The following is a 26,517-nucleotide window of genomic DNA, read 5'->3' as shown; positions in this document are numbered from 1 at the left end:
TTACTCCCCCTGCTGCTCCAGCGCATATTTATACAGCGCGTTCTTTTTCACGCCGTGGATCTCTGCTGCCAGCGCGGCCGCTTTCTTCAGCGGCAGTTCAGCCTGCAGCAGCGCGAGGGTGCGCAGGGCATCCGCAGGCAGGGCGTCCTCTTCGGCCTTGTGCCCTTCGACAATCAGCACCATCTCGCCCTTGCGGCGGTTTTCATCCTCTTTCACCCATGCCAGCAGCTCGCCAACCGGCAGGCCGTGGATGGTCTCCCAGGTTTTGGTCAGCTCACGGGCCAGCACCACGTAACGCGCCTCTCCCCAGACGGCGACCATATCTTCCAGGCTCTCCAGCAGACGGTGGGTCGATTCGTAGAAGATCAGCGTGCGCGGTTCGGCCTCCAGCGCCTTTAGCACGTCGCGACGACCTTTGGATTTGGCAGGCAGGAAGCCTTCGTAGCAGAAGCGGTCAGACGGCAGGCCCGCCGCGCTCAGGGCGGCAATGGCGGCACACGGCCCCGGTAACGGGACAACCCGAATGCCCGCCTCGCGGCAGGTGCGGACCAGGTGATAGCCCGGATCGTTAATCAGCGGCGTGCCGGCATCGGAGACCAGGGCGATGTTCTGCCCCTCTTTCAGCTTTGCCACCAGCGTCTCGGCCTTTTGCTGCTCGTTATGATCGTGCAGGGCAAACAGGCGGGCGTTAATGGCGAAGTGTTGCAGCAGCAGGCCAGTGTGGCGGGTATCTTCAGCCGCAATAAGATCAACGCTTTGCAATACGGTGAGCGCACGTTGGGTAATATCAGATAAATTCCCGATAGGAGTAGGTACAATATATAGCTGACCCTGAGAATTATCTGCCGTTTCGTGTTGTTTCATTGTTTCATCCGTATTGCCGATTTAATATTGAGCATTGCGTAAAAAATATCACTGGATACAGTATGGTACCCTTAACGTTTTTTCATAATAAAGCCACGCGCAGCCTTCCGCTGGTGCTGGCAGCCCTGTTCTTTGCAGGCTGTGGCACACAGGCGCCCGATCAAAGTGCTGCCCACATGGAGGGTACAGCCCAGGCTGACTCCGGCTTCTATCTGCACCAGATGGAGCAGAGCTCGAATGATACCAGGATCAACTGGCAATTACTCGCCATTCGTGCACTGCTGAAAGAGGGTAAAACCCAGCATGCCACCGATCTGTTTAACCAGTTGCCGCAGGATCTGACCGATACCCAGCGTCGCGAACAGTCCCTGCTGGCCGCCGAGCTGAAAATTGCGCAGAACGATGCTGCCGGCGCTAAGAAGCTCCTCGGCAATATCGACATCAGCGCGCTGGATAAAAATCAGCAGGCGCGTTTCTGGCAGGCCGGTATCGCCGCTGAGCAGGGGCGTCCTTCCCTGACGCTGCTGCGGGCGTTGATCGCCCAGGAGCCGCTGCTCTCCGCTGCCGAAAAACAGAAAAATATCGATGCCACCTGGCAGACGCTCTCCGCCATGAACCCCGATCAGGCCAATGCGCTGGTGATTAACGCCGACGAGAATATCCTGCAGGGCTGGCTGGATCTGCAGCGCGTCTGGTTCGATAACCGCAACGATCCGGATATGCTGAAGGCCGGAATTAAAGACTGGCAAACCCGCTATCCGAATAACCCGGGCGCAAGCATGCTGCCAACGCAACTGGTTAATGTACAGAACTTCAAGCCAGCCTCCACCAGCAAAATCGCCCTGCTGCTGCCATTAGGTGGCCAGGCCGCCGTCTTTGGCCGCACGATCCAGCAGGGTTTTGAAGCGGCGAGAAACGGTACTGCCGCCGTCGCGGGCAGCGCAGTTCCCGCCCAGGTCGCCCAGGCCGCTAATGCCGGTGATGTGGTGAGCCCATCCAGTGCCGAAACCAACGATCTGACCGCGACCCAACCTGTCGCTGCCCAGCCAGGCACGCTCCAGAATCCGGTGCAGGCCCCTGCCACCCCTCAGCCTGTCGCCGCGCCGGAAGGCAACGTACAGGAAGGTAACGTGCAGGAGCCGGTGCAGACTCCGGTCACGACACAAGAGACGCAGACCGTCGCCCAACCACAGGTCATGGGTAACCCATCTGCGGAGATAAAAGTGTATGACACCAGCAACCAGCCGCTCGATCAGGTGCTGAGTCAGGTGCAGCAGGATGGCGCCAGCATCGTAGTCGGCCCGCTGCTGAAAAACAACGTGGACGAGCTGGTGAGAAGCAACACCCCGCTGAACGTGCTGGCGCTGAACCAGCCGGAGCAGGTACAGAATCGCCCGAACGTCTGCTACTTTGCCCTGTCGCCAGAAGACGAAGCCCGCGATGCGGCCCGCCATATCCATGAGCAAGGTAAGCAGGCTCCTCTGCTGCTCATCCCGCGCAGCCAACTGGGCGATCGCGTCGCGACTGCCTTTGCCCAGGAGTGGCAACAGCTGGGTGGCGGCATCGTCCTGCAGCAGAAATTTGGCTCAGCCTCAGAACTGCGCGCAGGCGTGAACGGCGGAGCGGGTATTGCCCTCAGCGGTAGCCCGGTGACTGCCAGCCTGCCGCAGCAGCAGAGCGTGACGATTGGTGGTCTGACTATCCCGGCTCCGCCAACGGATGCGCAGATCAGCGGCGGCGGTAACGTGGATGCGGCCTACATTGTCGCCACCCCGGAAGAGATCGCCTTTATCAAACCGATGATCGCCATGCGTAACGGCAGCCATGCGGGCGTGTCGCTGTACGCCAGCTCACGCAGCGCACAGGGCACCGCAGGCCCGGACTTCCGTCTTGAGATGGAAGGGCTGCAGTACAGCGAAATCCCGATGCTCGCAGGGGCAAACCCAGAGCTGATGCAGCAGGCGCTCAGCAGCGTGCGTAACGACTACTCGCTGGCGCGCCTGTATGCCATGGGCGTGGATGCCTGGGCGCTGGCGAACCACTTCACCCAGATGCGCCAGGTGCCGGGCTTTACCCTTAACGGCAATACCGGCGATCTCACCGCCACTCAGGACTGCGTGATTAACAGGAAGTTATCATGGCTCAAATACCAGCAGGGACAGATCGTTCCGGCCAGTTAACCCGCAAACAGACCGGCGACGCGCGCGAATTACAGGCGCGTCGCTGGCTTGAGCGCAAAGGACTGCGCTTTATCGCCGCCAACGTTCGCGGACGCGGCGGTGAAATTGACCTTATCATGCAGGACGGCCCGTCCATCGTGTTCATTGAGGTGCGCTACCGCCAGTCATCCCGTTACGGCGGGGCCGCCGCCAGCGTGACCCGGGCCAAGCAACAAAAATTGTTACACACCGCCCAGTTGTGGCTTGCCCGGCATAATGGCAGCTTTGACACTGTGGATTGCCGGTTCGATGTGGTAGCCTTCACCGGAAACGCCATCGAATGGTTCAAAAACGCCTTCGGCGAAGACGCGTAAATCAGATCGTTAAGGGATACCGTGCTCGAAAGAATTAAGGTTTGCTTCACGGAAAGCATTCAGACTCAGATTGCAGCAGCAGAAGCGCTGCCGGACGCCATCTCCCGCGCGGCGATGACGCTGGTTCAGTCCCTGCTTAACGGCAACAAAATTCTCTGTTGTGGTAATGGCACCTCGGCCGCCAACGCACAGCATTTTGCTGCCAGTATGATCAATCGTTTTGAGACAGAGCGCCCCAGTTTACCTGCCATTGCACTTAATACCGATAACGTGGTCTTAACGGCGATTGCTAACGATCGTCTTCATGATGAGATCTACGCCAAGCAGGTGCGCGCGTTAGGGCATGCCGGTGATGTCCTGCTGGCCATCTCCACGCGCGGCAACAGCCGCGACATCGTGAAAGCCGTGGAAGCGGCCGTCACGCGCGATATGACCATCGTTGCGCTGACCGGTTACGACGGCGGTGAGCTGGCAGGGCTGTTAGGTCCGCATGATGTTGAGATCCGTATTCCTTCCCACCGCAGCGCGCGCATTCAGGAGATGCATATGCTGACGGTGAACTGTTTATGCGATCTGATCGATAACACGCTTTTCCCTCACCAGGATGATTAAGGAGTAAACATGAAGGCACTTTCGCCCCTCGCAGTCCTTATTTCTGCGCTGCTGCTTCAGGGATGTGTGGCTGCAGCGGTAGTGGGTACCGCCGCAGTGAGTACCAAAGCCGCGACTGACCCGCGTACCGTGGGCACGCAGGTGGATGACGGCACCCTTGAACTGCGCGTGAACAGCGCACTCTCCAAAGACCAACAGATTAAGAAAGAAGCGCGAATTAACGTAACGGCTTATCAGGGCAAGGTTTTACTGGCCGGCCAGGCGCCGAATACCGAACTTGCCTCCCGCGCGAAGCAAATTGCGATGGGTGTAGAAGGGACGACCGAGGTATTTAACGAAATACGTCAGGGCCAGCCGATTGGCCTGGGTGCCGCCTCAAATGACACCTGGATCACCACCAAAGTGCGCTCCCAGCTGCTGGGTAGCGATCAGGTGAAATCCTCTAACGTGAAAGTGACCACTGAGAACAGCGAAGTCTTCCTGCTCGGCCTGGTGACCGAGCGTGAAGGTAAAGCGGCGGCGGATATCGCCAGCCGGGTGAGTGGCGTGAAACATGTGACTACCGCCTTCACCTACATCAAGTAATCTCCCCCGCCCTCTGCCGCTGGCAGAGGGCGCTCATTCCTCTCCCTGCGCCTGCTCCCTGATTTTCGCCGACGGAATAACATTGACTCCTGCCGGTGCTGCACCCAGCGCCTCCTGTAGCATAACCTGCGCCACATCCCGCGCCTCGACAGACTTCCAGTTGCCTGGCAGCAGACTGAACAGCGGGGAAAACAGCGACTCGCTGAAGCGATGCTTCTCCCGCTCCCCCAGCAGCATTGAAGGACGAACAATGGTCAACCGCTCCCACTTCTGGGCGATCAGGGCCTCTTCCATTTTGCCTTTCACCTTGTTGTAGAAGAACGGTGAATGCGCGTTAGCTCCCATGGCGCTCACTACCAGAAAATGCTTCGCCCCGAGTCGTTTGCCGGTCAGCGCAGTATCCACCACCAGCGTGTAATCGGCATGGATAAAGGCCTCTTTGCTGCCCGCCTCACGCCGGGTGGTGCCCAGACAGCAAAAGACGGTATCTACCGGATCCTGAACCTGTGCCAGCGCATCGGTCAGTTGCGGATCGTGGGGATTAAACACCCCTTCGATATCGCCCAGCGGGCGACGCGTCGGGGCGGCGATATAGTTGATCTTCTGCTCCTGGATTAGCATACGCAGCAGGTGCCCACCCACAAGGCCGGTCGCGCCGGTAATTAAAACCTGACTCATTACTCCTCCTTTGCAGATTAGTCCGTATGCGATTTCATGCCGCTCAACCACACTTAGTGGTCTGAACGTTAAGTATTTACCACAAGCTGGAAAAAAGCTGTCTGAAGCCAAAACAACGGAGGAAGCATGAGCAAGAAAATTGCGGTCTTGATTACCGACGAGTTTGAAGATTCAGAATTTACCTCACCTGCCGAGGCGTTTCGTAAGGCGGGCCATGAGGTGATCACCATTGAAAAAGAGGCAGGCAAAACGGTTAAAGGCCATAAGGGCGAGGCCAGCGTGACCATCGATAAAACCATCGATGAGGTGAGCCCGTCTGACTTTGACGCCCTGTTACTGCCGGGTGGGCACTCCCCGGACTCGCTACGCAGCGATACGCGTTTCGTGACCTTTACCCGGGATTTTGTCTCCAGCGGGAAACCGGTCTTTGCTATCTGCCACGGTCCACAGCTGCTCATCAGCGCTGAGGTTGTGCGCGGACGTAAACTGACGGGCGTGAAATCGATCGCCATCGATCTGAAAAACGCCGGGGCCGATTTTCACGATCAGGAGGTAGTCATCGATAACGATCAGCTGGTTACCAGCCGGACGCCAGAAGATCTTATCGCCTTTAACCGTGAGGCGTTGCGCTTACTCGGCGCGTAGCCAGTGATGTTTTTTGCCAAAGCCTAACGTGTTGTCAGTGAACTTCAGTTCATCCAGACGGATCTCCCATACCGGAGCTGGCATGGCAGCGGCAACCGGAAAGCGACGAAGATAGTGCTTGCGCATCACGTCGCTTTCCTCTCCTTCCAGACGACGAATCTCCCCTTTGAACTGCACCCCGCGGATTAACGCCACGGTTTTGGGCTGCCCGTTGACGGTGCCTGCAACTTTCGCCTGTTTGCCGCTCATCTGCGCATGACGGGTTTTGTCTTCGCTTAAGATGTAGAACGCGACGCGCTGCGGGTCATAATAGTAAAAGGCATTGGCACACCACAGCTCATCGTCATGGTGTACGCACCAGGTGACCACGTGCTGCTTCGCCAGCCAGCGGTTGATGGCGGCCAGAGTTTCCATTTCGCTTCTCTCTCATGCTAAGGTGCACTCACCTTAACATACTGAATCTGTCGCCGTGTGCTGGTTTCTCTATCTTGTTCGAACCGCTGATAATGCGCTCTATACGGGCATCACAACCGATGTGCCGCGCCGCTTCCTGCAACATCAGACGGGAAAAGGGGCGAAGGCGTTGAGGGGTAAAGGAGAGCTGACGCTGGCGTTTTCCGCGGTCGCAGGCGATCGCTCGCTGGCGCTCCGGCTGGAGTACCGCATTAAACAGCTCACGAAGCGCCAGAAAGAGCGCCTCGTCAGCGGAGACGGGACGTTTGAGGCGCTACGCGAGAGCCTGCAAAGGCCGCCGGTTAAAAGCTATTGAAGCGATCGTGGTATTCCACCAGGCCGCTCACGCCGTTAAGCGCATCGTCGGCCAGACGGTGGACCTGGAAAGCCGACTCGGTGCCCGGCCAGCGGCAACGCAGATCGTAATGTGCCGCTTTCTCGAAGCCTAAACGGCTGTAGAAATCCGGATCGCCCAGCGTCACGACCGCGGCGTAGCCAAACTCATTGAGTGAATCCAGCCCTTCGTAGACCAGCTGGCGCGCCAGGCCCTGTCCGCGATAGTTTTCATCCACCGCCAGCGGCGCCATGGCAACCCACTGCAGCTCTTCGCCCTGCACGATGACCGGGCTAAAGGCCACGTAGCCAACGACCTGACCTTCATCATCGGTGGCGACCAGACCCAGCGTAATCAGGCCGTCTTCACGAAGATCGCGAACCAGTTGCGCTTCACCTTCCCCTTCAAACGACCGGCGTAATAAGGCGTCAATACCCGGGGCATCGATGCCAATTTCTACTCGAATCAACATGGCTCACCTACAGAAGTGTGTTTACTTTCCGGCGGAGTTTTCAGACCCGCCTCGACAAAATCGGCCAGTTGCAACAGGGCCACGCGCAGCGGCTTCGGCATCTGTTCCAGTTCAATCGCATCCATCAGGTTTTTGACATACAGACCTAACTCGGTATCGCCTTCAATCACCAGACGACGCTGGAAGAAGAGCGTGTCGGGATCCTGCTTGCGTGCCGCGATCATCAGCAGATCGCTGGCGTCAGCGCTAAAGCTGACGTCCGCCTCGGCGGATTCGCGCACCACCAGCTGTTCATTTTCAACGGAGGTGTACCAGCGCAGACCAATATCCCGCACCTCGATACGTAACCAGCGCCCTTCAAGAAATTCCAGCTCGCCATCCGCCAGCGCCTGGCGGAATTGCCAGCTGAGCACCTGCTCCAGTACCTGGCGCTTCAGGGCAAAGGGCGCGAGCTTAACCGGCACGCTCAGCAGCGACGGGCCAAATTGTACGAGACGTGAACGCAGTTTATCCAGCACGAGCAATACTCCTGATATCTATGGTCCTGATATTTTGCCATATCCAGTCGTCGGTATAGCGGGGTAAATCAACAAACTGACATCCGGCGTAACCCATTATTGGTGTCATCAATACGCCATTAGCTGCCTTAAATCAAAAATTGTCGCCGGATGGTTAATTAAAATCCCTGTTCGATAACAATTTTGCATCCCTCTGGGGCTGCGAACGTCAGGATAAATTATGGAGCTGCTCTGCCCTGCCGGGAACTTACCGGCGCTAAAGGCGGCCATCGAAAACGGCGCCGATGCGGTTTATATCGGGCTGAAGGACGATACCAATGCCCGTCACTTCGCTGGTCTCAATTTTACCGAGAAAAAACTGCAGGAAGCGGTGAGCTTCGTACATCTTCATCGCCGTAAACTGCATATCGCTATCAATACCTTTGCCCACCCCGACGGCTATCAACGCTGGCAGCGCGCGGTGGATATGGCGGCACAGCTGGGTGCCGACGCCCTGATTCTGGCCGATCTCGCCATGCTGGAGTATGCCGCAGAACGCTATCCCCACATTGAGCGCCATGTCTCCGTACAGGCGTCTGCTACCAACGAAGAGGCCATACGCTTTTATCATCGACATTTTGAGGTGTCGCGCGTGGTGCTGCCGCGCGTGCTCTCTATTCATCAGGTTAAGCAACTGGCGCGGGTCACGCCAGTTCCGCTGGAAGTTTTTGCCTTTGGCAGCCTGTGCATCATGGCTGAAGGGCGTTGCTACCTCTCTTCTTATCTCACCGGGGAATCGCCCAACACCGTGGGCGCCTGCTCCCCTGCCCGCTACGTGCGCTGGCAGCAAACCCCGCAGGGGCTGGAGTCGCGTCTGAACGAGGTGCTGATTGACCGCTATCAGGATGATGAAAACGCCGGCTATCCGACGCTGTGCAAAGGTCGCTATCTGGTGGATGGCGAGCGCTACCATGCGCTGGAGGAGCCCACCAGCCTGAACACCCTTGAACTGCTGCCGGAACTGCTGGCCGCCAATATCGCCTCGGTGAAAATCGAAGGACGCCAGCGCAGCCCGGCCTATGTCAGCCAGGTGGCAAAAGTGTGGCGCCAGGCGATCGATCGCTGCATGGCAAATCCGCAGAGCTATACGCCAGAACCGGCGTGGATGGAGACGCTCGGCTCGATGTCCGAAGGCACGCAGACCACGCTGGGTGCGTATCACCGTAAATGGCAGTGAGATAAAGCATGAAATATTCATTAGGACCGGTGCTCTATTACTGGTCGAAAGAGACGCTGGAAGACTTTTATCAGCAGGCGGCAACCAGCCAGGCGGATGTGATCTACCTCGGCGAGGCGGTCTGTAGTAAGCGTCGCGCTACAAAGGTGGGTGACTGGCTGGAGATGGCGAAAACCCTGGCCGACAGTGGCAAGCAGGTCGTGCTCTCTACGCTGGCGCTGGTTCAGGCCTCGTCAGAACTGAATGAGCTCAAGCGCTACGTGGAGAACGGTGAATTTCTGCTGGAGGCCAGCGATCTCGGCGTAGTGAACCTGTGCGCCGAGCGCAAGCTGCCGTTTGTCGCCGGGCATGCGCTGAACTGCTACAACGCCGTGGCGCTGCGCCTGCTGCTCAGACAGGGGATGACGCGCTGGTGTATGCCGGTGGAACTCTCCCGAGACTGGCTGGTGAACATCCTGGCGCAGTGCGACGAGCTGGGGATCCGCAATCAGTTTGAAGTGGAAGTGCTCAGCTACGGGCATCTGCCGCTGGCTTACTCCGCCCGCTGCTTTACCGCGCGTTCAGAGAACCTGCCGAAAGATGAGTGCGAAACCTGCTGCATCAAATACCCCAACGGACGCAGTATGCTGTCGCAGGAGAAACAGCAGGTGTTTGTCCTCAACGGCATTCAGACCATGAGCGGCTACGTTTACAACCTCGGCAACGAACTGGCCTCAATGAAAGGGCTGGTGGATATGGTGCGTCTGTCGCCGCTGGGCACCGATACCTTCGCCATGATCGACGCCTTCCGCGCCAATGAAAATGGCGCTGCCCCACTGCCGCTGACGGCGAACAGCGAGTGCAACGGCTACTGGCGACGTCTCGCCGGGCTGGAGCTGCAGGACTAAAAAAGGCTCACTTTGTTAACAACGACTGTAAAATTTTAATGCACTATTAAAGATTCACCGTCGACAAAGTGAGCTGCTATGACTGATAAATCCATTCCGTTTTCGGTGCTGGACCTGGCGCCGATCCCTGAAGGCTCCTCGGCAAGGGAAGCCTTTACCCACTCACTGGATCTCGCCCGCCTGGCTGAACAGCGCGGCTATCATCGCTACTGGCTGGCGGAACACCACAATATGGTCGGGATCGCCAGCGCCGCCACCTCAGTGCTGCTCGGCTATCTGGCGGCGAATACCACGACGCTCCATTTAGGCTCGGGCGGCGTGATGCTGCCTAACCATTCGCCGCTGGTTATTGCCGAGCAGTTTGGCACCCTCAATACCCTCTATCCGGGCCGTATCGACCTGGGACTGGGCCGCGCACCGGGCAGCGATCAGCCTACCATGCGCGCCCTGCGTCGCCATATGAGCGGTGACATCGATAACTTCCCCCGCGACGTGCTTGAACTGGTGGAGTGGTTTGATGCCCGTGACCCAAATCCGCAGGTGCGTCCGGTGCCGGGCTACGGCGAGCAGATCCCGGTGTGGCTGTTAGGCTCCAGCCTCTACAGCGCGCAGCTGGCCGCGCAGCTGGGCCTGCCGTTTGCGTTTGCCTCGCACTTTGCGCCGGATATGCTGCACCAGGCACTGCATCTCTATCGCACTAACTTTAAGCCTTCGGCGCGGCTGGAAAAACCGTATGCGATGGTGTGCATCAACATCATTGCCGCTGACAGCAACCGCGATGCGGAATTCCTGTTTACCTCCATGCAGCAGGCCTTTATGAAGCTGCGCCGCGGCGAGACGGGGCAACTGCCACCGCCGGTGGAGAATATGCACCAGCTGTGGTCGGCCTCAGAACAGTATGGCGTGCAGCAGGCGTTAAGCATGTCGCTGGTAGGGGATAAAGCGAAGGTGCGTCACGGGCTGGAAGCGGTGCTGCGTGAGACGCAGGCTGATGAGATCATGGTCAACGGGCAGATCTTCGATCACCAGGCGCGTCTGCATTCGTTCGATCTGGCGATGCAGGTGAAAGAGGAGCTGGTGGGGTAGTTTTTTGCCGGGCGGCGCTGCGCTTGCCCGGCCTACTCCATCCCTGTAGGCCCGGTAAGCGAAGCGCCACCGGGCATTATGTTCACTGATATACAGGCAGCAGATTAAAGCTCGACAGCACGTGGACCACTGCGTTGCCGATACCGAAGATCAGGATCAGCGCAATCATTGGCTTGCCGCCCCAGACGCGGAATTTTGGGCTACCGAAGCGCTTGCGTGATTTACGCGCCAGCAGCGCCGGAACAATCGCCGCCCAGATCGTTGCCGCCAGCCCCGCATAGCCAATGGCATACAGGAAACCATTCGGCCACAGCAGGCCACCAATGACCGGCGGCAGGAAGGTCAGCAGCGCGGTTTTCAGACGCCCCAGCGCAGAGTCATCAAAGCCACAGAGATCGGCCAGATAGTCAAACAGCCCCAGGGTCACGCCAAGGAACGAACTCGCCACGGCGAAGTTGGAGAAGATCACCAGCAGCAGGTCCAGACTGCGGCTGTTGAGCACGCCACTCAGCGCCTGCACCAGCACATCAATATTCCCGCCCTTCTGCGCAATGCCGATGAACTCCGGACGCGGAATGTTACCCATCGTCCCCAGCAGCCAGATGACATACAGCCCCAGCGCCAGCAGCGTGCCGTAGACCAGGCAGCGGGTGATGGTGCGCGGATCTTTGCCGTAATATTTCATCAGGCTCGGCACATTACCGTGATAGCCAAACGACGCCAGACAGAACGGCAGGGTCATCAGCAGATAGGGTGAATACGACGTGTTGCTCTGCGCCACGTTAAACAGCGTGGCGGGCGTAACATGCCCCAGCAGGCTGCCGAAGGTCAGGAAAAAGGTGATGACTTTGGCGCCCAGCACAATGGCCGTCATCCGGCTCACCGCTTTGGTACTCATCCAGACGATAAACGCCACACCCAGGGCGAAGCAGAGCCCCGCCAGCCGCGCCGGTACGTTCAGCGACATCTCTGCGAAGGTGTGATGCAGAATCGAACCGCTCGCCGAGATATAGGCGTAGGTCAGGATATAGAGCACAAAGGCAATGGAGATACCGTTGACGATATTCCAGCGCTTGCCCAGCAGGTCGCGGGTGATGGTGTCAAAGCTCGACCCAATGCGGTAGTTGAGATTAGCTTCGAGGATCATCAGCCCCGAGTGCAGCATACAGAACCAGGTAAAGACCAGCGCCGCCAGCGACCAGAAGAACCACGCCCCGGACATGACCACCGGCAGGGAGAACATCCCCGCACCTATGATGGTGCCGCCGATGATCACCACACCGCCGAGCAGTGAAGGTGACGTTTGGGTGGTGGTTAGTGTCGCCATACAGCCTTTTCTCCAGTCAATAATTTGGGACCTGCATCTTAATGTGCTGCACTGTACCAGTACAATAGTACAAAAGGAATAAAAAAAGCCCCGATAAAAATATCGGGGCTGTATATTTTACTTTACGCTACAGGGCGTGAAGCTTACGCGTCACGACGACGAACCGGGCCATCTTCGCGACGTGGGCCACGGCTTTCACGACGCTCACCGCTGAAACGGCCTGCACCTGGTGCAGCCCCTTCACGACGAGGACCACGACCGCCTTCACGACGCTCGCCACCGAAGCTGCGGCCACCGCCACGACGTTCGCCGCCACGGTCCGGACGCGGCTGAGCATCGCCCAGCAGCTGCATGTTCATCGGCTTGTTCAGGATGCGGGTACGGGTAAAGTGCTGCAGAACCTCGCCCGGCATACCTTTTGGCAGTTCGATGGTGGAGTGGGTACCGAACAGCTTGATGTTACCGATGTAACGGCTGCTGATGTCGCCTTCGTTAGCGATCGCGCCAACGATATGACGAACTTCAACACCATCATCACGACCCACTTCAATGCGGTACAGTTCCATTTCGCCAGCATCACGACGTTCGCGACGTGGACGGTCTTCACCACCACGCTCTGGACGGTCGCCACGCGGGCCACGATCGTTGCGGTCGCCACGACGTTCGAAACGATCGTCACGGTCACGGAACTCACGCTTAGGACGCATCGGTGCATCTGGCGGCACGATCAGAGAACGTTCGCCCTGCGCCATCTTCAGCAGTGCAGCGGCCAGCGTTTCGATATCCAGCTCTTCGCCTTCGGCGGTCGGCTGGATCTGCGTCAGCAGCGCACGGTACTGATCCAGATCGCTGCTCTCCAGCTGCTGCTGGACTTTCGCGGCGAATTTTTCCAGACGGCGTTTGCCCAGCAGCTCTGCGTTTGGCAGGTCTGCTTCTGGAATGGTCAGCTTCATGGTGCGTTCGATGTTACGCAGCAGACGACGCTCGCGGTTCTCAACGAACAGCAGCGCACGGCCCGCACGACCTGCACGACCGGTACGGCCGATACGGTGAACGTAAGACTCGGAGTCCATCGGGATGTCGTAGTTAACAACCAGGCTGATACGTTCAACGTCCAGACCACGTGCTGCCACGTCGGTTGCAATCAGGATATCCAGACGACCGTCTTTCAGACGCTCCAGCGTCTGCTCACGCAGCGCCTGGTTCATGTCGCCATTCAGCGCTGCGCTGTTGTAGCCGCTACGCTCCAGGGCTTCTGCCACTTCCAGGGTCGCATTTTTGGTACGAACGAAGATGATCGCCGCATCAAAATCTTCTGCTTCCAGGAAACGCACCAGCGCTTCGTTTTTACGCATACCGTACACAGACCAGTAGCTCTGGCTGATGTCCGGGCGAGTGGTCACGCTGGACTGGATGCGCACTTCCTGCGGCTCTTTCATGAAGCGGCGGGTAATGCGACGGATCGCTTCCGGCATGGTGGCAGAGAACAGGGCGGTCTGATGACCTTCCGGGATCTGCGCCATGATGGTTTCTACGTCTTCGATGAAGCCCATGCGGAGCATTTCGTCAGCTTCATCCAGTACCAGACCGCTCAGTTTAGAGAGATCCAGCGTACCGCGTTTCAGGTGATCCAGCAGACGACCCGGCGTACCGACGACGATCTGTGGACCCTGACGCAGGGCGCGTAACTGCACGTCATAACGCTGGCCGCCGTAAAGGGCAACCACGTTTACGCCGCGCATGTGTTTAGAGAATTCAGTCATAGCTTCCGCCACCTGAACAGCCAGTTCACGGGTCGGAGCCAGTACGAGGATCTGCGGTGCACGCAGGTCCGGGTCAATGTTATTCAGCAGCGGCAGCGAGAACGCTGCGGTTTTACCGCTACCAGTCTGGGCCATGCCCAGCACGTCACGACCAGAGAGCAGATGTGGGATACATTCTGCCTGGATCGGAGATGGTTTTTCGTAACCCAGATCGTTAAGGGCTTCAAGGATAGGAGCCTTCAGGCCCAGATCTGCAAAAGTGGTTTCGAATTCAGCCATGTAGTACGAGTGCCTCAATGTCAATGGCGGCCAGTCTACATAACTTATCGTGAAAATTTTCAGTAATTTTCATTGAAAGTGTGAACCGGCTCAAAGTAGGTGTATTGACGAACAACAACGCCCTCACCAGTAAAGGTGATGGCAATCAAAAGATTACGGGCTGATGTTTATGTCGTCAGCTATTGCTGGTCCGATTCTGCCAGGTCGTCATGCTCCTGGCCCAAGAGCGATAATTCCAACAATGCATAACGGTGCTCAACGTAGTTGTGTACGTTGTTAGCAACCGCTAACTTGAACAGTGCCGTAGCGCTGTCCGTATCCCCCAGACTTAGGTAGTACTTACCTAAATAGAAGTTGGTTTCACTGAGATGCTCAGCGAGCGAGGTGTTATCCGTTGCGTCCGCCTTCAAGCGTTCCATTAGCGTTGCTTCGCTAATGTCGCCCAGGTAGAACTCGACAATATTCCATCCCCACTGCTCCTTGTCCGATTTGTCGAAGCGTTGCTTTAACGCGTCTTTAGCCTGCTTTTCGTCGAGCTTCTGCTCAACAATGAAAAGCCACAGGCTACGGAAAGGATCGTTAGGATCGTCTTGATAAAACGCCAGCAGATCATCTTGCGCTAACTTGTCACGACCGCCGTAATACAATGCGATACCGCGATTCAAGTGCGCGTAGTTGTAAGTTGGATCAAGCTCAAGTACAGAATCAAACGCTTCATAGGCAGCATCAAAATTGCCTGCCTGCGTTAAATAAATGCCTAAGTAATTGAATACTTCAGGCATATCCGGTCGGATCGCCAACGCTTGTGAAAAATCATTTCGCGCCAGTGCCCTCAGACCGAGACTATCATACAACACTCCGCGCTCATATAAAAGCTGTGCGCGTTCGTCATCGGTTAAAGCCCGACTGGCAAGAATTTGTTCCATGCGTGCCAGAATCACTTCCTGCTGCAAAGTCGGTTGCAGTGGCACTGCGAGGACTTCACTTTTACGCCAGGCAGAGTTGCTGCATCCTGCCAGCGTCAAAGCTGTCGCAACGAAACACCAGCGCAGAAAAGGCTTCATTTCCCACTCCCGAAGACAACTATTGGATGAACGTCCTGTCCCCCGGCGGCTTAACAAGGCGTCCTGCCTGATAACAAGCCCCCCGCTTGCACGGGGGGCAAACGGCAACCTTACTCGCCCTGTTCGCCAGCCGGAGCTTCCGGCGCAGCGGCAGGCTGAGACTGCTCGGTCGCTTCTTTGATGCTCAGACGAATACGGCCCTGACGGTCAACTTCGAGAACTTTAACCGGCACTTCCTGACCCATCTGCAGGTAATCGGTCACTTTCTCAACGCGCTTGTCAGCGATCTGAGAGATGTGAACCAGACCTTCTTTACCGCCACCGATGGCAACGAATGCGCCAAAGTCAACGATACGGGTCACTTTACCATTGTAGACACGGCCCACTTCGATCTCGGCAGTGATCTCTTCGATACGACGGATAGCGTATTTCGCTTTCTCGCCGTCGGTCGCTGCGATCTTCACAGTACCGTCATCTTCGATTTCGATGGTGGTGCCAGTCTCTTCGGTCAGAGCACGGATAACAGAACCGCCTTTACCGATAACGTCTTTGATCTTGTCCGGGCTGATCTTAATGGTGTGGATACGTGGAGCGAACTGAGAAATATCGCCACGCGGCGCGTTGATCGCCTGTTCCATCACGCCCAGGATGTGCAGACGTGCACCTTTAGCCTGGTTCAGCGCAACCTGCATGATCTCTTTGGTGATGCCTTCAATTTTGATATCCATCTGCAGAGCAGAGATACCTTCGCGGGAACCCGCGACTTTGAAGTCCATGTCACCCAGGTGATCTTCGTCGCCCAGGATGTCAGACAGAACAACGAAGTTGTCGCCTTCTTTCACCAGACCCATTGCGATACCCGCAACGGCCGCTTTCACCGGTACGCCCGCATCCATCAGTGCCAGAGAAGCACCGCACACGGAAGCCATAGAAGAGGAACCGTTAGATTCGGTGATTTCAGAAACCACACGAACGGTGTACGGGAATTTATCAGCATCTGGCATCACAGCCAGCACGCCGCGCTTCGCAAGACGACCGTGACCAATTTCACGACGCTTCGGCGAGCCAACCATACCGGTTTCACCTACGGAGTACGGAGGGAAGTTGTAGTGGAACAGGAAGCTGTCAGTGCGCTCGCCCATCAGTTCGTCGATGTTCTGTGCGTCACGGGCAGTACCCAGGGTCGCGGTAACCAGCGCCTGCGTTTCACCACGGGTGAACAGCGCGGAACCGTGAGTACGTGGCAGCACGCCAGTACGCACATCCAGACCACGGATCATATCTTTTTCACGGCCATCGATACGCGGCTCGCCTGCCAGAACGCGGCTACGAACAACGTTTTTCTCGATAGCGTGCAGGATTTCGCCGAGCTCGTTAGCGTCCAGGGACTCATCTTCTGCCACCAGCGTAGCGATGGTTTCAGATTTGATCGCGTCAACCTGGGTATAACGCTCTTGCTTGTCGGTGATGCGGTAAGCATCGCTCAGACGCGCTTCGGCCAGGGCTGCAACGCGCGCATTCAGCGCGTCGTTTGCCGCTTCTGGCTGCCAGTCCCAACGTGGTTTACCAGCTTCTTTCACCAGGTCGTTAATGTTCTGGATAACGATCTGCTGTTGGTCGTGGCCAAAGACCACCGCGCCCAGCATCTGGTCTTCGCTCAGCAGTTCTGCTTCGGATTCAACCATCAGTACCGCCGCTTCTGTACCGGCAACAACCAGGTCCAGCTTGCTTGACTTCAGCTCGTCCTGAGTTGGGTTCAGAACGTACTGGTCATTGATGTAACCCACGCGCGCAGCACCGATAGGACCGTTGAATGGAATACCAGACAGGGAGAGGGCTGCGGATGCGCCGATCATCGCAACGATGTCCGGGTTAACCTGTGGGTTAACGGAAACAACGGTCGCGATAACCTGAACTTCGTTAACGAAGCCTTCCGGGAAGAGCGGACGAACCGGGCGGTCAATCAGACGCGCGATCAGGGTTTCGCCTTCGCTTGGACGGCCTTCACGACGGAAGAAACCACCCGGGATTTTACCGGCAGCGTAAGTACGCTCCTGGTAGTTTACGGTCAGTGGGAAGAAGTCCTGACCTGGTTTAGCTTTTTTCTGGCCAACAACGGTCACGAATACCGCGGTGTCATCCATGCTTACCATAACAGCAGCAGTAGCCTGACGTGCCATCATGCCGGTTTCCAGCGTAACGGTATGTTGACCGTACTGGAATTTACGAACGATCGGATTCAGCAAGATTCTGTCCTTTCTTAAATGAATGACAGCACACCAAAGGCGTGCTGACTTTTACCGGACCTTCTTCGCATCCTCGCGACTAATGACAACCGACACCCCCATGGGTGAAGCCTCTCATTAGCCGCGCGAACCTCTGCAATGAAGATCATTTATAGCAACAATACATTAGTTTCCAGTGAATTGCTGCGGTCTGGTTGAAAAAAGGGGCCATAAGGCCCCCTTTTCTGAAACTCGCAAGACTTAGCGACGCAGGCCCAGACGCTCGATCAGCGCGGTGTAGCGTGCAACATCTTTACGTTTCAGGTAGTCGAGCAGTTTACGACGCTGAGAAACCATGCGCAGCAGACCACGACGGCTGTGGTGATCTTTTTTGTGCTCTGCAAAGTGACCCTGCAGGTGGTTAATCTGTGCAGTCAGCAGTGCAACCTGAACTTCGGTAGAACCGCTGTCGTTAGCATCACGACCAAACTCAGAAACGATTTTAGCTTTAGCTTCAACGCTTAGAGACATTTTAAAACTCCAAAATTTAAAGAATGAAAGGAAGCCGATCTCTAATTCAGCTTTCCCATGTATAACGTTTGCCAATTGTTAAACAATTTACCAGACGTTAAGCCGCAATATTCTACCCGCCTCCCCTGCTTATCGCAAGGCAAGGCGTCAGCTTATGCCGGATATTCAACCACCAGACGGCGTGGGGCAACACGACCTTCGTCGTCGATTTCACCCATCCCGATAAAGGTGTTGTCATCCCCTTCCGTAACGCGCACCAGCCCTTGCGCCGGGACATTCGTCGTGCGCACCGGGTTGCCGTTTTTAAAGTAAACGGAGGAGGTCAGCGGCAGATTGACAACCGGATAGTCCGAAGCAGGACTGTCCATTGGCATCAGTAATGGGTCAAGCAGGTCCGCAGCCTCTGTGCCCTGCTCATGCGCCTGGTCCACCAGCGCCTGCAGCTGCTCCAGCGTCACCATACGTTCAGCCGGGTACTTGCTGACTGCCAGACGACGCAGATAAATAACGTGCGCGCCACAGCCCAGCTTCTCACCCAGATCGTCGATGATGGTGCGGATATAGGTGCCTTTTGAGCAATGCACTTCCAGCTCCAGCTCATCGCCTTCGTGACGAATGAATAGCAGCTCATAGACCGTAATCGGACGGGCCTCGCGTGGCACCTCAATCCCCTGACGCGCATACTCATAGAGCTTTTTGCCCTGATACTTCAGCGCCGAGTACATGGACGGCACCTGTTGGGTGTCGCCACGGAAGCTCTCGAGCGCGGCATCAAGCTGTTCGCTGCTGAACGTCACCGGACGCTCTTCGACAACCTGACCATCGGCATCGGAGGTGTCCGTGCGCTGGCCAAGCTTTGCAATCACGCGGTAGCGTTTGTCCGAATCCAGCAGATACTGGGAAAACTTGGTCGCTTCACCCAGACAAATCGGCAGCATACCGGTCGCCAGCGGATCCAGCGCCCCGGTGTGCCCCGCGCGGTTGGCGTTATATATACGCTTAACTTTTTGCAGCACGTCGTTGCTGGATGCACCCTGCGGTTTATCCAGCAGCAGCACGCCGTGCACGTCGCGACCGCGACGACGAGGACGACTCATCAGTCCTCCTTTTTATCGTCCGGGTTCACACGACGCTCATCATCCTGCTTCACCACGCTGGTGACCAGGTTGGACATGCGCATCCCTTCGACCAGTGAGTTGTCGTAGAAGAAGGTCAGCTCTGGCACGATACGCAGGCGCATCGCTTTGCCAAGCAGAGAGCGGATGAAACCAGAGGCTTCCTGCAGCGCTTTAATACCGTTCTTAACCGCGTCTTCATCCTGGTCATTCAGGAAGGTCACAAACACTTTGGCATACGCCAGGTCGCGGGACATTTCCACGCCAGACACGGTGGTCATCATCCCCAGGCGCGGGTCTTTGATTTCACGCTGAAGGATGATTGCGATCTCTTTTTGCATCTCCTGAGCCACGCGCTGCGGGCGACCAAATTCTTTCGCCATAATAAATTCTCCAGACAAAAAAGGGGCCAAAGCCCCTTTTGAAATTTAATGCCGGGTGGCGCGAGGCGATCCCGGCCTACAATCGGCAATCTTAGCGAAGATTACGCGATAGTGCGTTGGATCTCGATGATCTCGAACACTTCGATCATATCGCCAACGCGAACGTCGTTGTAGTTCTTAACGCCGATACCACATTCCATGCCGTTACGGACTTCGTTAACGTCATCTTTGAAGCGGCGCAGGGATTCCAGCTCACCTTCGTAGATAACCACGTTGTCACGCAGTACGCGGATTGGGTTGTGACGTTTGATGTTACCCTCGGTAACCATACAGCCCGCGATCGCACCGAATTTCGGTGATTTGAACACGTCACGCACTTCAGCCAGACCGATGATCTGCTGTTTCAGTTCCGGAGACAGCATACCGCTCATCGCCGCTTTCACTTCGTCGATCAGGTTATAGATGACGGAGTAGTAACGCAGATCCAGGCTTTCCGCTTCGATCACGCGACGCGCAGAGGCATCAGCACGCACGTTGAAGCCAACCAGAATCGCGTTGGACGCTGCAGCCAGGGTTGCGTCGGTTTCGGTGATACCACCTACGCCGGAACCGATGATCTTCACTTTCACTTCGTCGGTAGAGAGTTTGAGTAAAGAGTCGGAGATCGCTTCCACAGAACCCTGAACGTCAGCCTTCAGAACCACGTTCACTTCGTGAACTTCGCCTTCGGTCATGTTGGCGAACATGTTCTCGAGTTTAGATTTCTGCTGACGAGCCAGTTTAACTTCACGGAATTTGCCCTGACGGTACAGCGCAACTTCACGCGCTTTCTTCTCGTCACGAACAACGGTCACTTCATCACCGGCAGCCGGAACACCGGAGAGACCCAGGATTTCCACAGGAATGGATGGACCCGCTTCCAGCACTTCGCGACCCAGTTCGTCACGCATTGCACGAACACGGCCATATTCGAAGCCACACAGCACGATGTCGCCTTTGTTCAGGGTACCTTCACGTACCAGAACGGTCGCAACCGGGCCACGGCCTTTATCCAGGAAGGATTCGATTACCGCACCGCTCGCCATACCATTGCGAACCGCTTTCAGCTCCAGAACTTCAGCCTGCAGCAGGATAGCGTTCAGCAGGTCATCGATACCGGTACCCACTTTTGCAGAAACCGGGATGAACTGAGACTCACCGCCCCACTCTTCCGGCATAACACCGTACTGGGACAGTTCGTTTTTAACGCGATCCATGTCCGCTTCTGGCTTATCGATTTTGTTCACTGCAACAACCAGAGGCACCTGCGCCGCTTTCGCGTGCTGGATAGCTTCGATTGTCTGTGGCATGACGCCATCGTCTGCTGCGACAACCAGAACAACGATATCCGTTGCCTGAGCACCACGTGCACGCATGGAGGTAAACGCGGCGTGCCCCGGGGTATCCAGGAAGGTGATCATCCCGTTATCGGTTTCTACATGGTATGCACCGATGTGCTGGGTAATGCCGCCTGCTTCGCCGGAGGCAACCTTCGTAGAACGAATGTAGTCCAGCAGAGAGGTTTTACCGTGGTCAACGTGACCCATGATGGTCACAACCGGTGCACGCGGCTCAGCTGCTGCGCCAGTGTCACGGTCGCTCATTACCGCTTCTTCCAGCTCGTTTTCACGACGCAGGATAACTTTGTGGCCCATCTCTTCGGCAACCAGCTGTGCAGTTTCCTGGTCGATAACCTGGTTGATGGTCGCCATTGCGCCCAGCTTCATCATCGCTTTGATGACCTGAGAGCCTTTAACCGCCATCTTGTTAGCCAGATCGCCAACGGTGATGGTTTCGCCGATCACAACGTCACGGTTAACGGCCTGCGCTGGCTTCTGGAAGCCCTGCTGCAGAGCGGAACCTTTACGCTTGCCGCCTTTACCACCGCGAACGGCAGCACGTGCTTCTTCACGGTCAGCTTTTGATTCGGCGTGCTTGTTGCCTTTTTTGGCTGGACGCGCGGCTTTTGCACTACGCGTGCGGCCACGACCACCTTCAACTTCACGGTCGTTGTCATCTTCTGCCTGACGCGCGTGCTGGGAGGTAGTGACGTGATAGTCGCTGGTGTCTTCGGACGGTTCAGCGGTATTCACCCCGTTTTTCTCGTTCTCTTCTGCCATACGGCGCGCTTCTTCAGCAACGCGACGGGCTTCTTCTTCGAGCTTGCGGCGGGCTTCTTCTTCCGCTTTACGCTTCAGCTCAGCTGCTTCATTTTCACGGCGGGCTTTTTCTGCCTGGGCGGTTTTGGTCATATCGTCAGTCTGTTGATTGCTCACTTTGTCTTTTTCCGCAGCGTCGCGCTTCGCTTTTTCAGCGGCGTCACGTTTCGCTTTTTCTGCGGCCTCACGTTCAGCTTTTAATACTGCCTCACGTTTGGCGTTTTCTTCCGCCTCACGCTGGGCTTGCTCTTCCGCTTCACGCTGTGCCTGCTCTTCCGCAGCGAGGCGCTCTGCCTCTTGCGGATCACGTTTTACAAAGGTGCGCGTCTTGCGGACTTCGATTTGTACCGATTTGCTTTTTCCACCGGTACCTGGAATGTTTAACGTGCTACGCGTTTTGCGCTGCAGCGTTAACTTGTCAGGCGTTGAACCATGTTCACGGTTCAGATGCGTTAACAAGGTTTGTTTTTCTTGCGCGGTCACCGAGTCATCAGCGGACTTCGGGATCCCTGCATCAGCAAATTGCTGTACCAGGCGATCCACGGAGGTCTGAATCTCAGCAGCCAGCGTTTTTACAGTTACATCAGTCATGCTGTTCCTTCCTGCTACAGTTTATTACGCTTCATCGCCGAACCAGCAGATATTACGTGCGGCCATGATGAGTTCGCCGGCTTTCTCGTCGGTTAAACCTTCGATATCGGCCAGGTCATCAACGCCTTGCTCAGCGAGATCTTCCAGCGTACAAACACCACGGGCAGCCAGCTTGAACGCGATCGCACGATCAAGACCTTCCAGATTCAGCAGGTCATCAGCCGGCTTGTTATCACCAAGGCTTTCTTCCTGAGCCAGTGCCAGGGTGGTCAGTGCGTTTTTAGCGCGTTCACGCAGGGCTTCAACGGTGGCTTCATCCAGACCGTCAATTTCCAGCAGTTCTTTCATTGGCACATAGGCCAGTTCTTCCAGCGTAGAGAAGCCTTCTTCAACCAGAACGGTGGCGAACTCTTCGTCAATGTCCAGATGCTTAGTGAAGGTATCAATCGCTGCATGGGCTTCAGCCTGGTGCTTCGCCTGCAGGTCGTCAACGGTCATCACGTTGAGTTCCCAGCCGCTCAGCTGCGACGCCAGACGGACGTTCTGACCGTTACGGCCAATCGCCTGTGCCAGGTTACCGGCTTCAACGGCGATATCCATGGTGTGCTTATCTTCGTCGACGACGATAGAGGCAACATCCGCCGGAGCCATCGCGTTAATCACGAACTGCGCCGGGTTGTCGTCCCACAGAACGATATCAATACGCTCGCCGCTGAGTTCAGTCGAAACGGCCTGAACGCGCGCGCCACGCATACCGACGCAAGCACCGACCGGATCGATACGTTTGTCGTTGGTTTTCACCGCGATTTTCGCACGGGAACCCGGATCGCGGGCAGCTGCTTTAATCTCGATAACTTCTTCGCCGATTTCCGGCACTTCGATGCGGAACAGTTCGATCAGCATCTCAGGCTTAGAACGGGTCACGAACAGCTGAGCACCGCGGGCTTCTGGACGCACGGAATAGAGTACGCCGCGAATACGGTCGCCCGGACGGAAGTTTTCGCGTGGCAGCATATCTTCACGCAGGATAACCGCTTCCGCGTTGTTACCCAGATCCAGGGAGATGTTGTCGCGGTTAACTTTTTTCACCACGCCGGTGATGATCTCACCTTCGTGCTCGCGGAACTGGTCAACAACCATCGCACGCTCAGCTTCACGTACTTTCTGTACGATAACCTGTTTCGCGGTCTGCGTGGTGATACGGTCGAAGGTCACAGATTCGATCTGATCTTCAACGTAATCATCAATGTTCAGGCTTTCATCTTCGAAACGCGCCGCTTCGAGGGTGATTTCCTTCGTGGGTTGGGTCACTTCTTCAACGATAAGCCAACGACGGAAAGTATCGAAGTCACCGCTTTTGCGATCGATTTCAACGCGGACATCGATCTCTTGTTCATATTTTTTCTTGGTTGCCGTAGCCAGTGCACTTTCCAGCGCTTCGAAAATTTTCTCACGCGGCAGGGCTTTCTCGTTGGAAACGGCTTCAACAACAGCCAAAATTTCTTTGTTCATCGCGGGCTTTTCACCTCAATCCAGACTGTTAAAAGTGGGGAACCAGGTTCGCCTTCTGGATATTACTCAGCGCGAACACTTCATCTTTGCCTTCGACTGTAACCGTGATCATCTCACCATCAACGGCTTTAATAACGCCTTGCCATTTACGGCGGTTCTGTACGGCCATGCGCAGAACGAGAGCCACTTCTTCACCAGTAAAGCGCGTGTAGTGTTCAGCCGTGAACATTGGTCTGTCGAGACCAGGCGAGGAAACTTCCAGGTTGTAGGCAACAGTAATGGGATCTTCAACGTCAAGAACCGCACTCACCTGGTGGCTGACATCAGCACAATCATCAACATTGATGCCATCTTCACTATCAATATAGATGCGCAGCGTGGATGTACGACCCCGAACGAATTCGATGCCGACCAGTTCGTAGCCCAGTGCTTCGACCGGTGCTGTAATCATCTCTGTTAATTTTTGCTCTAATGTGGACAAGCCCACCCCCAAGACGTAAAAAAAGGGCATAAAGCCCAGTTATTCTGTAGTCAGATAACAAAAAACCCCGATAAATCGGGGCTTTAGATAACTGAACCCTATAGCCACAACTGTGGCCTGGAGCACTTTCAAAAAGAATTTTTTCAAATCCAGCTACGAAGGCGCTAAGTCTTCACAGTATATTTGAAAAAGGACTTTATAGGAAAGTGGTTGCGGGGGCCGGATTTGAACCGACGACCTTCGGGTTATGAGCCCGACGAGCTACCAGGCTGCTCCACCCCGCGCCTGAAACGTGGCAAATTCTACTCGCTGTGGGTAAAAAATGCAAATAATGCTGGGATTTGGTACCGAGGACGGGACGTAAAATCGGCATACAGTATATTGATAGCGTACCCCCGCTGTCAACCCTGTGAACAGCAGCGATTCAGGCGGGAAATTTTTACAAAAAATACATGAATCTCTTTCGGTACTTGCCAAAAGATGATTAAATGAAAACTCACTTATTCTGCATAAACATGCATTTTAGAGTGAAGCGATCACTCATCAGTCAATCAAGCAGGGTTTTATTTTATGACGACGATTCTCAAGCATCTTCCGCAAGGACAACGTATTGGCATCGCTTTTTCCGGCGGTCTGGACACCAGCGCTGCACTGCTGTGGATGCGCCAGAAGGGAGCGGTTCCGTATGCATATACTGCGAACCTGGGTCAGCCGGATGAGGACGATTACGAAGCCATCCCGCGTCGCGCCATGGAGTACGGTGCAGAGAACGCACGCCTGATTGACTGCCGTAAGCAGCTGGTTGCCGAAGGTATCGCTGCTATTCAGTGCGGCGCTTTCCACAACACTACCGGCGGGCTGACCTATTTCAACACCACGCCGCTGGGCCGTGCTGTTACCGGTACGATGCTGGTTGCTGCCATGAAAGAAGATGGCGTCAACATCTGGGGCGACGGCAGTACCTATAAAGGCAACGATATCGAGCGCTTCTATCGTTACGGCCTGCTGACTAACGCCGAGCTGCAGATCTACAAGCCGTGGCTCGATACCGATTTCATCGATGAGTTGGGCGGCCGTCATGAAATGTCTGAATTTATGATCGCCTGCGGTTTCGATTACAAAATGTCGGTCGAGAAAGCCTATTCAACCGACTCCAACATGCTGGGTGCTACCCACGAAGCAAAAGACCTGGAATACCTGAACTCCAGCGTGAAGATCGTCAACCCGATCATGGGCGTGAAGTTCTGGGACGAAAACGTCAAAATCCAGGCAGAAGAAGTGACCGTGCGTTTTGAACGCGGCCACCCGGTTGCCCTGAACGGTCAGACCTTCTCTGACGACGTGGAACTGATGCTGGAAGCTAACCGCATTGGTGGCCGTCACGGTCTGGGTATGAGCGATCAGATTGAAAACCGTATCATCGAAGCGAAGAGCCGTGGCATCTATGAAGCCCCGGGGATGGCGCTGCTGCACATCGCTTACGAGCGTCTGCTGACCGGCATTCATAACGAAGATACCATCGAGCAGTATCACTCCCACGGTCGCCAGTTAGGTAAACTGCTGTACCAGGGCCGCTGGTTCGATCCGCAGGCGCTGATGCTGCGTGATGCCCTGCAGCGTTGGGTGGCGAGCGCCATCACCGGTGAAGTGACCTTAGAACTGCGTCGCGGCAATGACTACTCGATTCTGAATACGGTCTCTGACAACCTGACCTACCAGCCAGAGCGTCTGACCATGGAAAAAGGTGATTCTGTCTTCTCGCCGGACGACCGTATTGGTCAGCTGACGATGCGTAATCTGGATATCACCGATACCCGCGCCAAGCTGTTCACCTATACCGAGAACGGTCTGCTCTCCGTCTCCACCGGTAACGGCCTGCCGCAGGTTGAGAATCTGGAAAACAGCGATAAGCAGTAATCGCGAATTAAGATGCAAAAGGCGCCTGAGGGCGCCTTTTTTATTGCCGAATTTCGTGACATGTAGGGCGGGCAAGCGCGGCGGTGCAACGCTTGCCGGGCCTACGAAAAGACAACGCACAGACGAAAAAAAAGACGTCTTTCGACGTCTTTCTTTCGGAATATTGGTACTGAGGATGGGACTCGAACCCACAAGCCCGTTAGGGCACTACCACCTCAAGGTAGCGTGTCTACCAATTCCACCACCTC

The 26,517-nt window shown here is 56.0% G+C and carries 26 protein-coding genes and 1 tRNA gene; 10 read left to right on the top strand and 17 right to left on the bottom strand.

Features of this window, described 5'->3' with window-relative positions:
• Positions 1-864, bottom strand: a complete 864-nt coding sequence (rsmI, locus tag B3X29_RS11790; RefSeq protein WP_103177146.1) for a 16S rRNA (cytidine(1402)-2'-O)-methyltransferase — start codon at positions 862-864, stop codon at positions 1-3.
• Positions 865-926: 62 nt separating this feature from the next.
• Between rsmI and B3X29_RS11785 the strand changes: the two genes are divergently transcribed.
• Genes B3X29_RS11785 through dolP form a run of 4 tightly spaced genes read left to right on the top strand, consistent with a single transcriptional unit; the run spans position 927 to position 4,594 of the window.
• On the top strand, positions 927-3,044 hold the full coding sequence (locus B3X29_RS11785) for a penicillin-binding protein activator (protein WP_290540027.1): 2,118 nt from the start codon (positions 927-929) through the stop codon (positions 3,042-3,044).
• Entirely contained in the window at positions 3,002-3,397 is a 396-nt protein-coding gene (locus B3X29_RS11780; protein ID WP_103177148.1) for a YraN family protein, read from the top strand. Before B3X29_RS11785 ends, B3X29_RS11780 begins: the two co-directional genes overlap by 43 nt.
• A 21-nt stretch (positions 3,398-3,418) precedes the next feature.
• On the top strand, positions 3,419-4,009 hold the full coding sequence (diaA, locus tag B3X29_RS11775) for a DnaA initiator-associating protein DiaA (protein ID WP_032614385.1): 591 nt from the start codon (positions 3,419-3,421) through the stop codon (positions 4,007-4,009).
• Positions 4,010-4,018: 9 nt separating this feature from the next.
• Positions 4,019-4,594 (top strand): division/outer membrane stress-associated lipid-binding lipoprotein, encoded by a 576-nt coding sequence (dolP, locus tag B3X29_RS11770; RefSeq protein WP_103177149.1) that lies wholly within the window; start codon positions 4,019-4,021, stop codon positions 4,592-4,594.
• A gap of 33 nt (positions 4,595-4,627) precedes the next feature.
• Here the strand turns inward: dolP and B3X29_RS11765 are convergent, their stop codons facing one another.
• Positions 4,628-5,272 (bottom strand): NAD(P)H-binding protein, encoded by a 645-nt coding sequence (locus B3X29_RS11765; protein WP_103177150.1) that lies wholly within the window; start codon positions 5,270-5,272, stop codon positions 4,628-4,630.
• A 126-nt stretch (positions 5,273-5,398) separates the two neighbouring features.
• Between B3X29_RS11765 and B3X29_RS11760 the strand changes: the two genes are divergently transcribed.
• Positions 5,399-5,917 carry a type 1 glutamine amidotransferase domain-containing protein gene (locus B3X29_RS11760; RefSeq protein ID WP_103824906.1) on the top strand — a complete coding sequence of 173 codons (519 nt, stop codon included), beginning with the start codon at positions 5,399-5,401 and terminating at the stop codon, positions 5,915-5,917.
• Here the strand turns inward: B3X29_RS11760 and B3X29_RS11755 are convergent.
• Positions 5,903-6,331 carry a YhbP family protein gene (locus B3X29_RS11755; protein ID WP_159339892.1) on the bottom strand — a complete coding sequence of 143 codons (429 nt, stop codon included), beginning with the start codon at positions 6,329-6,331 and terminating at the stop codon, positions 5,903-5,905. The genes B3X29_RS11760 and B3X29_RS11755 overlap by 15 nt on opposite strands.
• Before the next feature lie 55 nt (positions 6,332-6,386).
• Here B3X29_RS11755 and B3X29_RS11750 point away from each other — a divergent pair, with 55 nt between their 5' ends.
• Positions 6,387-6,686: a GIY-YIG nuclease family protein gene (locus B3X29_RS11750; RefSeq protein ID WP_103177153.1), complete on the top strand. Its 300-nt coding sequence runs from the start codon at positions 6,387-6,389 to the stop codon at positions 6,684-6,686.
• Here the strand turns inward: B3X29_RS11750 and B3X29_RS11745 are convergent.
• Both B3X29_RS11745 and ubiT read right to left on the bottom strand, forming a co-directional pair.
• Positions 6,673-7,176 (bottom strand): GNAT family N-acetyltransferase, encoded by a 504-nt coding sequence (locus B3X29_RS11745; protein ID WP_103177154.1) that lies wholly within the window; start codon positions 7,174-7,176, stop codon positions 6,673-6,675. The two genes, B3X29_RS11750 and B3X29_RS11745, sit on opposite strands and share 14 nt — an antisense overlap.
• Entirely contained in the window at positions 7,170-7,694 is a 525-nt protein-coding gene (ubiT, locus tag B3X29_RS11740) for a ubiquinone anaerobic biosynthesis accessory factor UbiT (RefSeq protein WP_103824910.1), read from the bottom strand. The genes B3X29_RS11745 and ubiT overlap by 7 nt, the downstream gene beginning before the upstream one ends.
• A gap of 220 nt (positions 7,695-7,914) precedes the next feature.
• On the opposite strand from ubiT, the gene ubiU reads away from it, so the two are divergent.
• From ubiU to B3X29_RS11725, 3 genes are all read left to right on the top strand, one after another.
• Complete coding sequence (gene ubiU, locus B3X29_RS11735; RefSeq protein ID WP_103177156.1) at positions 7,915-8,910, top strand: ubiquinone anaerobic biosynthesis protein UbiU; 996 nt, start codon at positions 7,915-7,917, stop codon at positions 8,908-8,910.
• 8 nt (positions 8,911-8,918) lie between these two features.
• Entirely contained in the window at positions 8,919-9,797 is an 879-nt protein-coding gene (locus tag B3X29_RS11730; RefSeq protein WP_156655270.1) for a U32 family peptidase, read from the top strand.
• Positions 9,798-9,875: 78 nt separating this feature from the next.
• Positions 9,876-10,883 (top strand): luciferase-like monooxygenase, encoded by a 1,008-nt coding sequence (locus B3X29_RS11725; protein WP_103824913.1) that lies wholly within the window; start codon positions 9,876-9,878, stop codon positions 10,881-10,883.
• A gap of 82 nt (positions 10,884-10,965) precedes the next feature.
• Here B3X29_RS11725 and mtr read toward each other — a convergent pair whose 3' ends face one another.
• From mtr to B3X29_RS11670, 12 genes are all read right to left on the bottom strand, one after another.
• Positions 10,966-12,210 carry a tryptophan permease gene (gene mtr, locus B3X29_RS11720; RefSeq protein ID WP_156655271.1) on the bottom strand — a complete coding sequence of 415 codons (1,245 nt, stop codon included), beginning with the start codon at positions 12,208-12,210 and terminating at the stop codon, positions 10,966-10,968.
• Between the two features lie 143 nt (positions 12,211-12,353).
• Positions 12,354-14,252 carry a DEAD/DEAH family ATP-dependent RNA helicase gene (locus tag B3X29_RS11715; RefSeq protein ID WP_103177160.1) on the bottom strand — a complete coding sequence of 633 codons (1,899 nt, stop codon included), beginning with the start codon at positions 14,250-14,252 and terminating at the stop codon, positions 12,354-12,356.
• Positions 14,245-14,325, bottom strand: coding sequence for a protein YrbN (gene yrbN / locus B3X29_RS22590; protein ID WP_103177161.1), 81 nt, complete (start codon positions 14,323-14,325; stop codon positions 14,245-14,247). The genes B3X29_RS11715 and yrbN overlap by 8 nt, the downstream gene beginning before the upstream one ends.
• Positions 14,326-14,431: 106 nt before the next feature.
• On the bottom strand, positions 14,432-15,316 hold the full coding sequence (nlpI, locus tag B3X29_RS11710) for a lipoprotein NlpI (protein ID WP_103177162.1): 885 nt from the start codon (positions 15,314-15,316) through the stop codon (positions 14,432-14,434).
• A gap of 110 nt (positions 15,317-15,426) precedes the next feature.
• Positions 15,427-17,562 (bottom strand): polyribonucleotide nucleotidyltransferase, encoded by a 2,136-nt coding sequence (gene pnp, locus B3X29_RS11705; RefSeq protein WP_103177163.1) that lies wholly within the window; start codon positions 17,560-17,562, stop codon positions 15,427-15,429.
• A 240-nt stretch (positions 17,563-17,802) separates the two neighbouring features.
• Positions 17,803-18,072: a 30S ribosomal protein S15 gene (gene rpsO, locus B3X29_RS11700; RefSeq protein ID WP_032614416.1), complete on the bottom strand. Its 270-nt coding sequence runs from the start codon at positions 18,070-18,072 to the stop codon at positions 17,803-17,805.
• A gap of 152 nt (positions 18,073-18,224) precedes the next feature.
• Positions 18,225-19,169: a tRNA pseudouridine(55) synthase TruB gene (truB, locus tag B3X29_RS11695; protein ID WP_159339891.1), complete on the bottom strand. Its 945-nt coding sequence runs from the start codon at positions 19,167-19,169 to the stop codon at positions 18,225-18,227.
• Positions 19,169-19,570, bottom strand: a complete 402-nt coding sequence (gene rbfA, locus B3X29_RS11690) for a 30S ribosome-binding factor RbfA (protein ID WP_103177165.1) — start codon at positions 19,568-19,570, stop codon at positions 19,169-19,171. The genes truB and rbfA overlap by 1 nt, the downstream gene beginning before the upstream one ends.
• 101 nt (positions 19,571-19,671) lie before the next feature.
• Positions 19,672-22,359 carry a translation initiation factor IF-2 gene (gene infB, locus B3X29_RS11685; protein ID WP_103177166.1) on the bottom strand — a complete coding sequence of 896 codons (2,688 nt, stop codon included), beginning with the start codon at positions 22,357-22,359 and terminating at the stop codon, positions 19,672-19,674.
• A 24-nt stretch (positions 22,360-22,383) separates the two neighbouring features.
• Entirely contained in the window at positions 22,384-23,871 is a 1,488-nt protein-coding gene (nusA, locus tag B3X29_RS11680) for a transcription termination factor NusA (RefSeq protein ID WP_290540012.1), read from the bottom strand.
• A 28-nt stretch (positions 23,872-23,899) separates the two neighbouring features.
• Positions 23,900-24,352, bottom strand: a complete 453-nt coding sequence (gene rimP / locus B3X29_RS11675; RefSeq protein WP_139156304.1) for a ribosome maturation factor RimP — start codon at positions 24,350-24,352, stop codon at positions 23,900-23,902.
• Between the two features lie 207 nt (positions 24,353-24,559).
• Positions 24,560-24,636 (bottom strand) — tRNA-Met (locus B3X29_RS11670).
• A gap of 286 nt (positions 24,637-24,922) precedes the next feature.
• On the opposite strand from B3X29_RS11670, the gene argG reads away from it, so the two are divergent.
• Positions 24,923-26,269: an argininosuccinate synthase gene (gene argG / locus B3X29_RS11665; RefSeq protein WP_114316586.1), complete on the top strand. Its 1,347-nt coding sequence runs from the start codon at positions 24,923-24,925 to the stop codon at positions 26,267-26,269.
• Positions 26,270-26,517: the final 248 nt, after the last annotated feature.

The sequence above is a fragment of the Leclercia sp. UBA5076 genome (assembly GCF_002416465.1).
Taxonomy (GTDB): Bacteria; Pseudomonadota; Gammaproteobacteria; order Enterobacterales; family Enterobacteriaceae; genus Enterobacter.
Note: the sequence above shows the minus strand (reverse complement) of the source record. Positions and strands in the feature narration are given on the sequence as shown.

Bases quoted from the DNA above. Each gene is read 5' to 3' on its own strand.
- nlpI (WP_103177162.1), bottom strand. From the start codon at position 15,316: ATGAAGCCTTTTCTGCGCTGGTGTTTCGTTGCGACAGCTTTGACGCTG.
- B3X29_RS11755 (WP_159339892.1), bottom strand. From the start codon at position 6,331: ATGGAAACTCTGGCCGCCATCAACCGCTGGCTGGCGAAGCAGCACGTG.
- B3X29_RS11760 (WP_103824906.1), top strand. From the start codon at position 5,399: ATGAGCAAGAAAATTGCGGTCTTGATTACCGACGAGTTTGAAGATTCA.
- dolP (WP_103177149.1), top strand. From the start codon at position 4,019: ATGAAGGCACTTTCGCCCCTCGCAGTCCTTATTTCTGCGCTGCTGCTT.
- B3X29_RS11780 (WP_103177148.1), top strand. From the start codon at position 3,002: ATGGCTCAAATACCAGCAGGGACAGATCGTTCCGGCCAGTTAACCCGC.
- mtr (WP_156655271.1), bottom strand. From the start codon at position 12,210: ATGGCGACACTAACCACCACCCAAACGTCACCTTCACTGCTCGGCGGT.
- argG (WP_114316586.1), top strand. From the start codon at position 24,923: ATGACGACGATTCTCAAGCATCTTCCGCAAGGACAACGTATTGGCATC.
- B3X29_RS11725 (WP_103824913.1), top strand. From the start codon at position 9,876: ATGACTGATAAATCCATTCCGTTTTCGGTGCTGGACCTGGCGCCGATC.
- yrbN (WP_103177161.1), bottom strand. From the start codon at position 14,325: ATGAAAATTACTGAAAATTTTCACGATAAGTTATGTAGACTGGCCGCC.
- nusA (WP_290540012.1), bottom strand. From the start codon at position 23,871: ATGAACAAAGAAATTTTGGCTGTTGTTGAAGCCGTTTCCAACGAGAAA.
- rsmI (WP_103177146.1), bottom strand. From the start codon at position 864: ATGAAACAACACGAAACGGCAGATAATTCTCAGGGTCAGCTATATATT.
- truB (WP_159339891.1), bottom strand. From the start codon at position 19,169: ATGAGTCGTCCTCGTCGTCGCGGTCGCGACGTGCACGGCGTGCTGCTG.
- B3X29_RS11730 (WP_156655270.1), top strand. From the start codon at position 8,919: ATGAAATATTCATTAGGACCGGTGCTCTATTACTGGTCGAAAGAGACG.
- B3X29_RS11745 (WP_103177154.1), bottom strand. From the start codon at position 7,176: ATGTTGATTCGAGTAGAAATTGGCATCGATGCCCCGGGTATTGACGCC.
- rpsO (WP_032614416.1), bottom strand. From the start codon at position 18,072: ATGTCTCTAAGCGTTGAAGCTAAAGCTAAAATCGTTTCTGAGTTTGGT.
- B3X29_RS11765 (WP_103177150.1), bottom strand. From the start codon at position 5,272: ATGAGTCAGGTTTTAATTACCGGCGCGACCGGCCTTGTGGGTGGGCAC.
- B3X29_RS11715 (WP_103177160.1), bottom strand. From the start codon at position 14,252: ATGGCTGAATTCGAAACCACTTTTGCAGATCTGGGCCTGAAGGCTCCT.
- ubiU (WP_103177156.1), top strand. From the start codon at position 7,915: ATGGAGCTGCTCTGCCCTGCCGGGAACTTACCGGCGCTAAAGGCGGCC.
- rbfA (WP_103177165.1), bottom strand. From the start codon at position 19,570: ATGGCGAAAGAATTTGGTCGCCCGCAGCGCGTGGCTCAGGAGATGCAA.
- infB (WP_103177166.1), bottom strand. From the start codon at position 22,359: ATGACTGATGTAACTGTAAAAACGCTGGCTGCTGAGATTCAGACCTCC.
- B3X29_RS11785 (WP_290540027.1), top strand. From the start codon at position 927: ATGGTACCCTTAACGTTTTTTCATAATAAAGCCACGCGCAGCCTTCCG.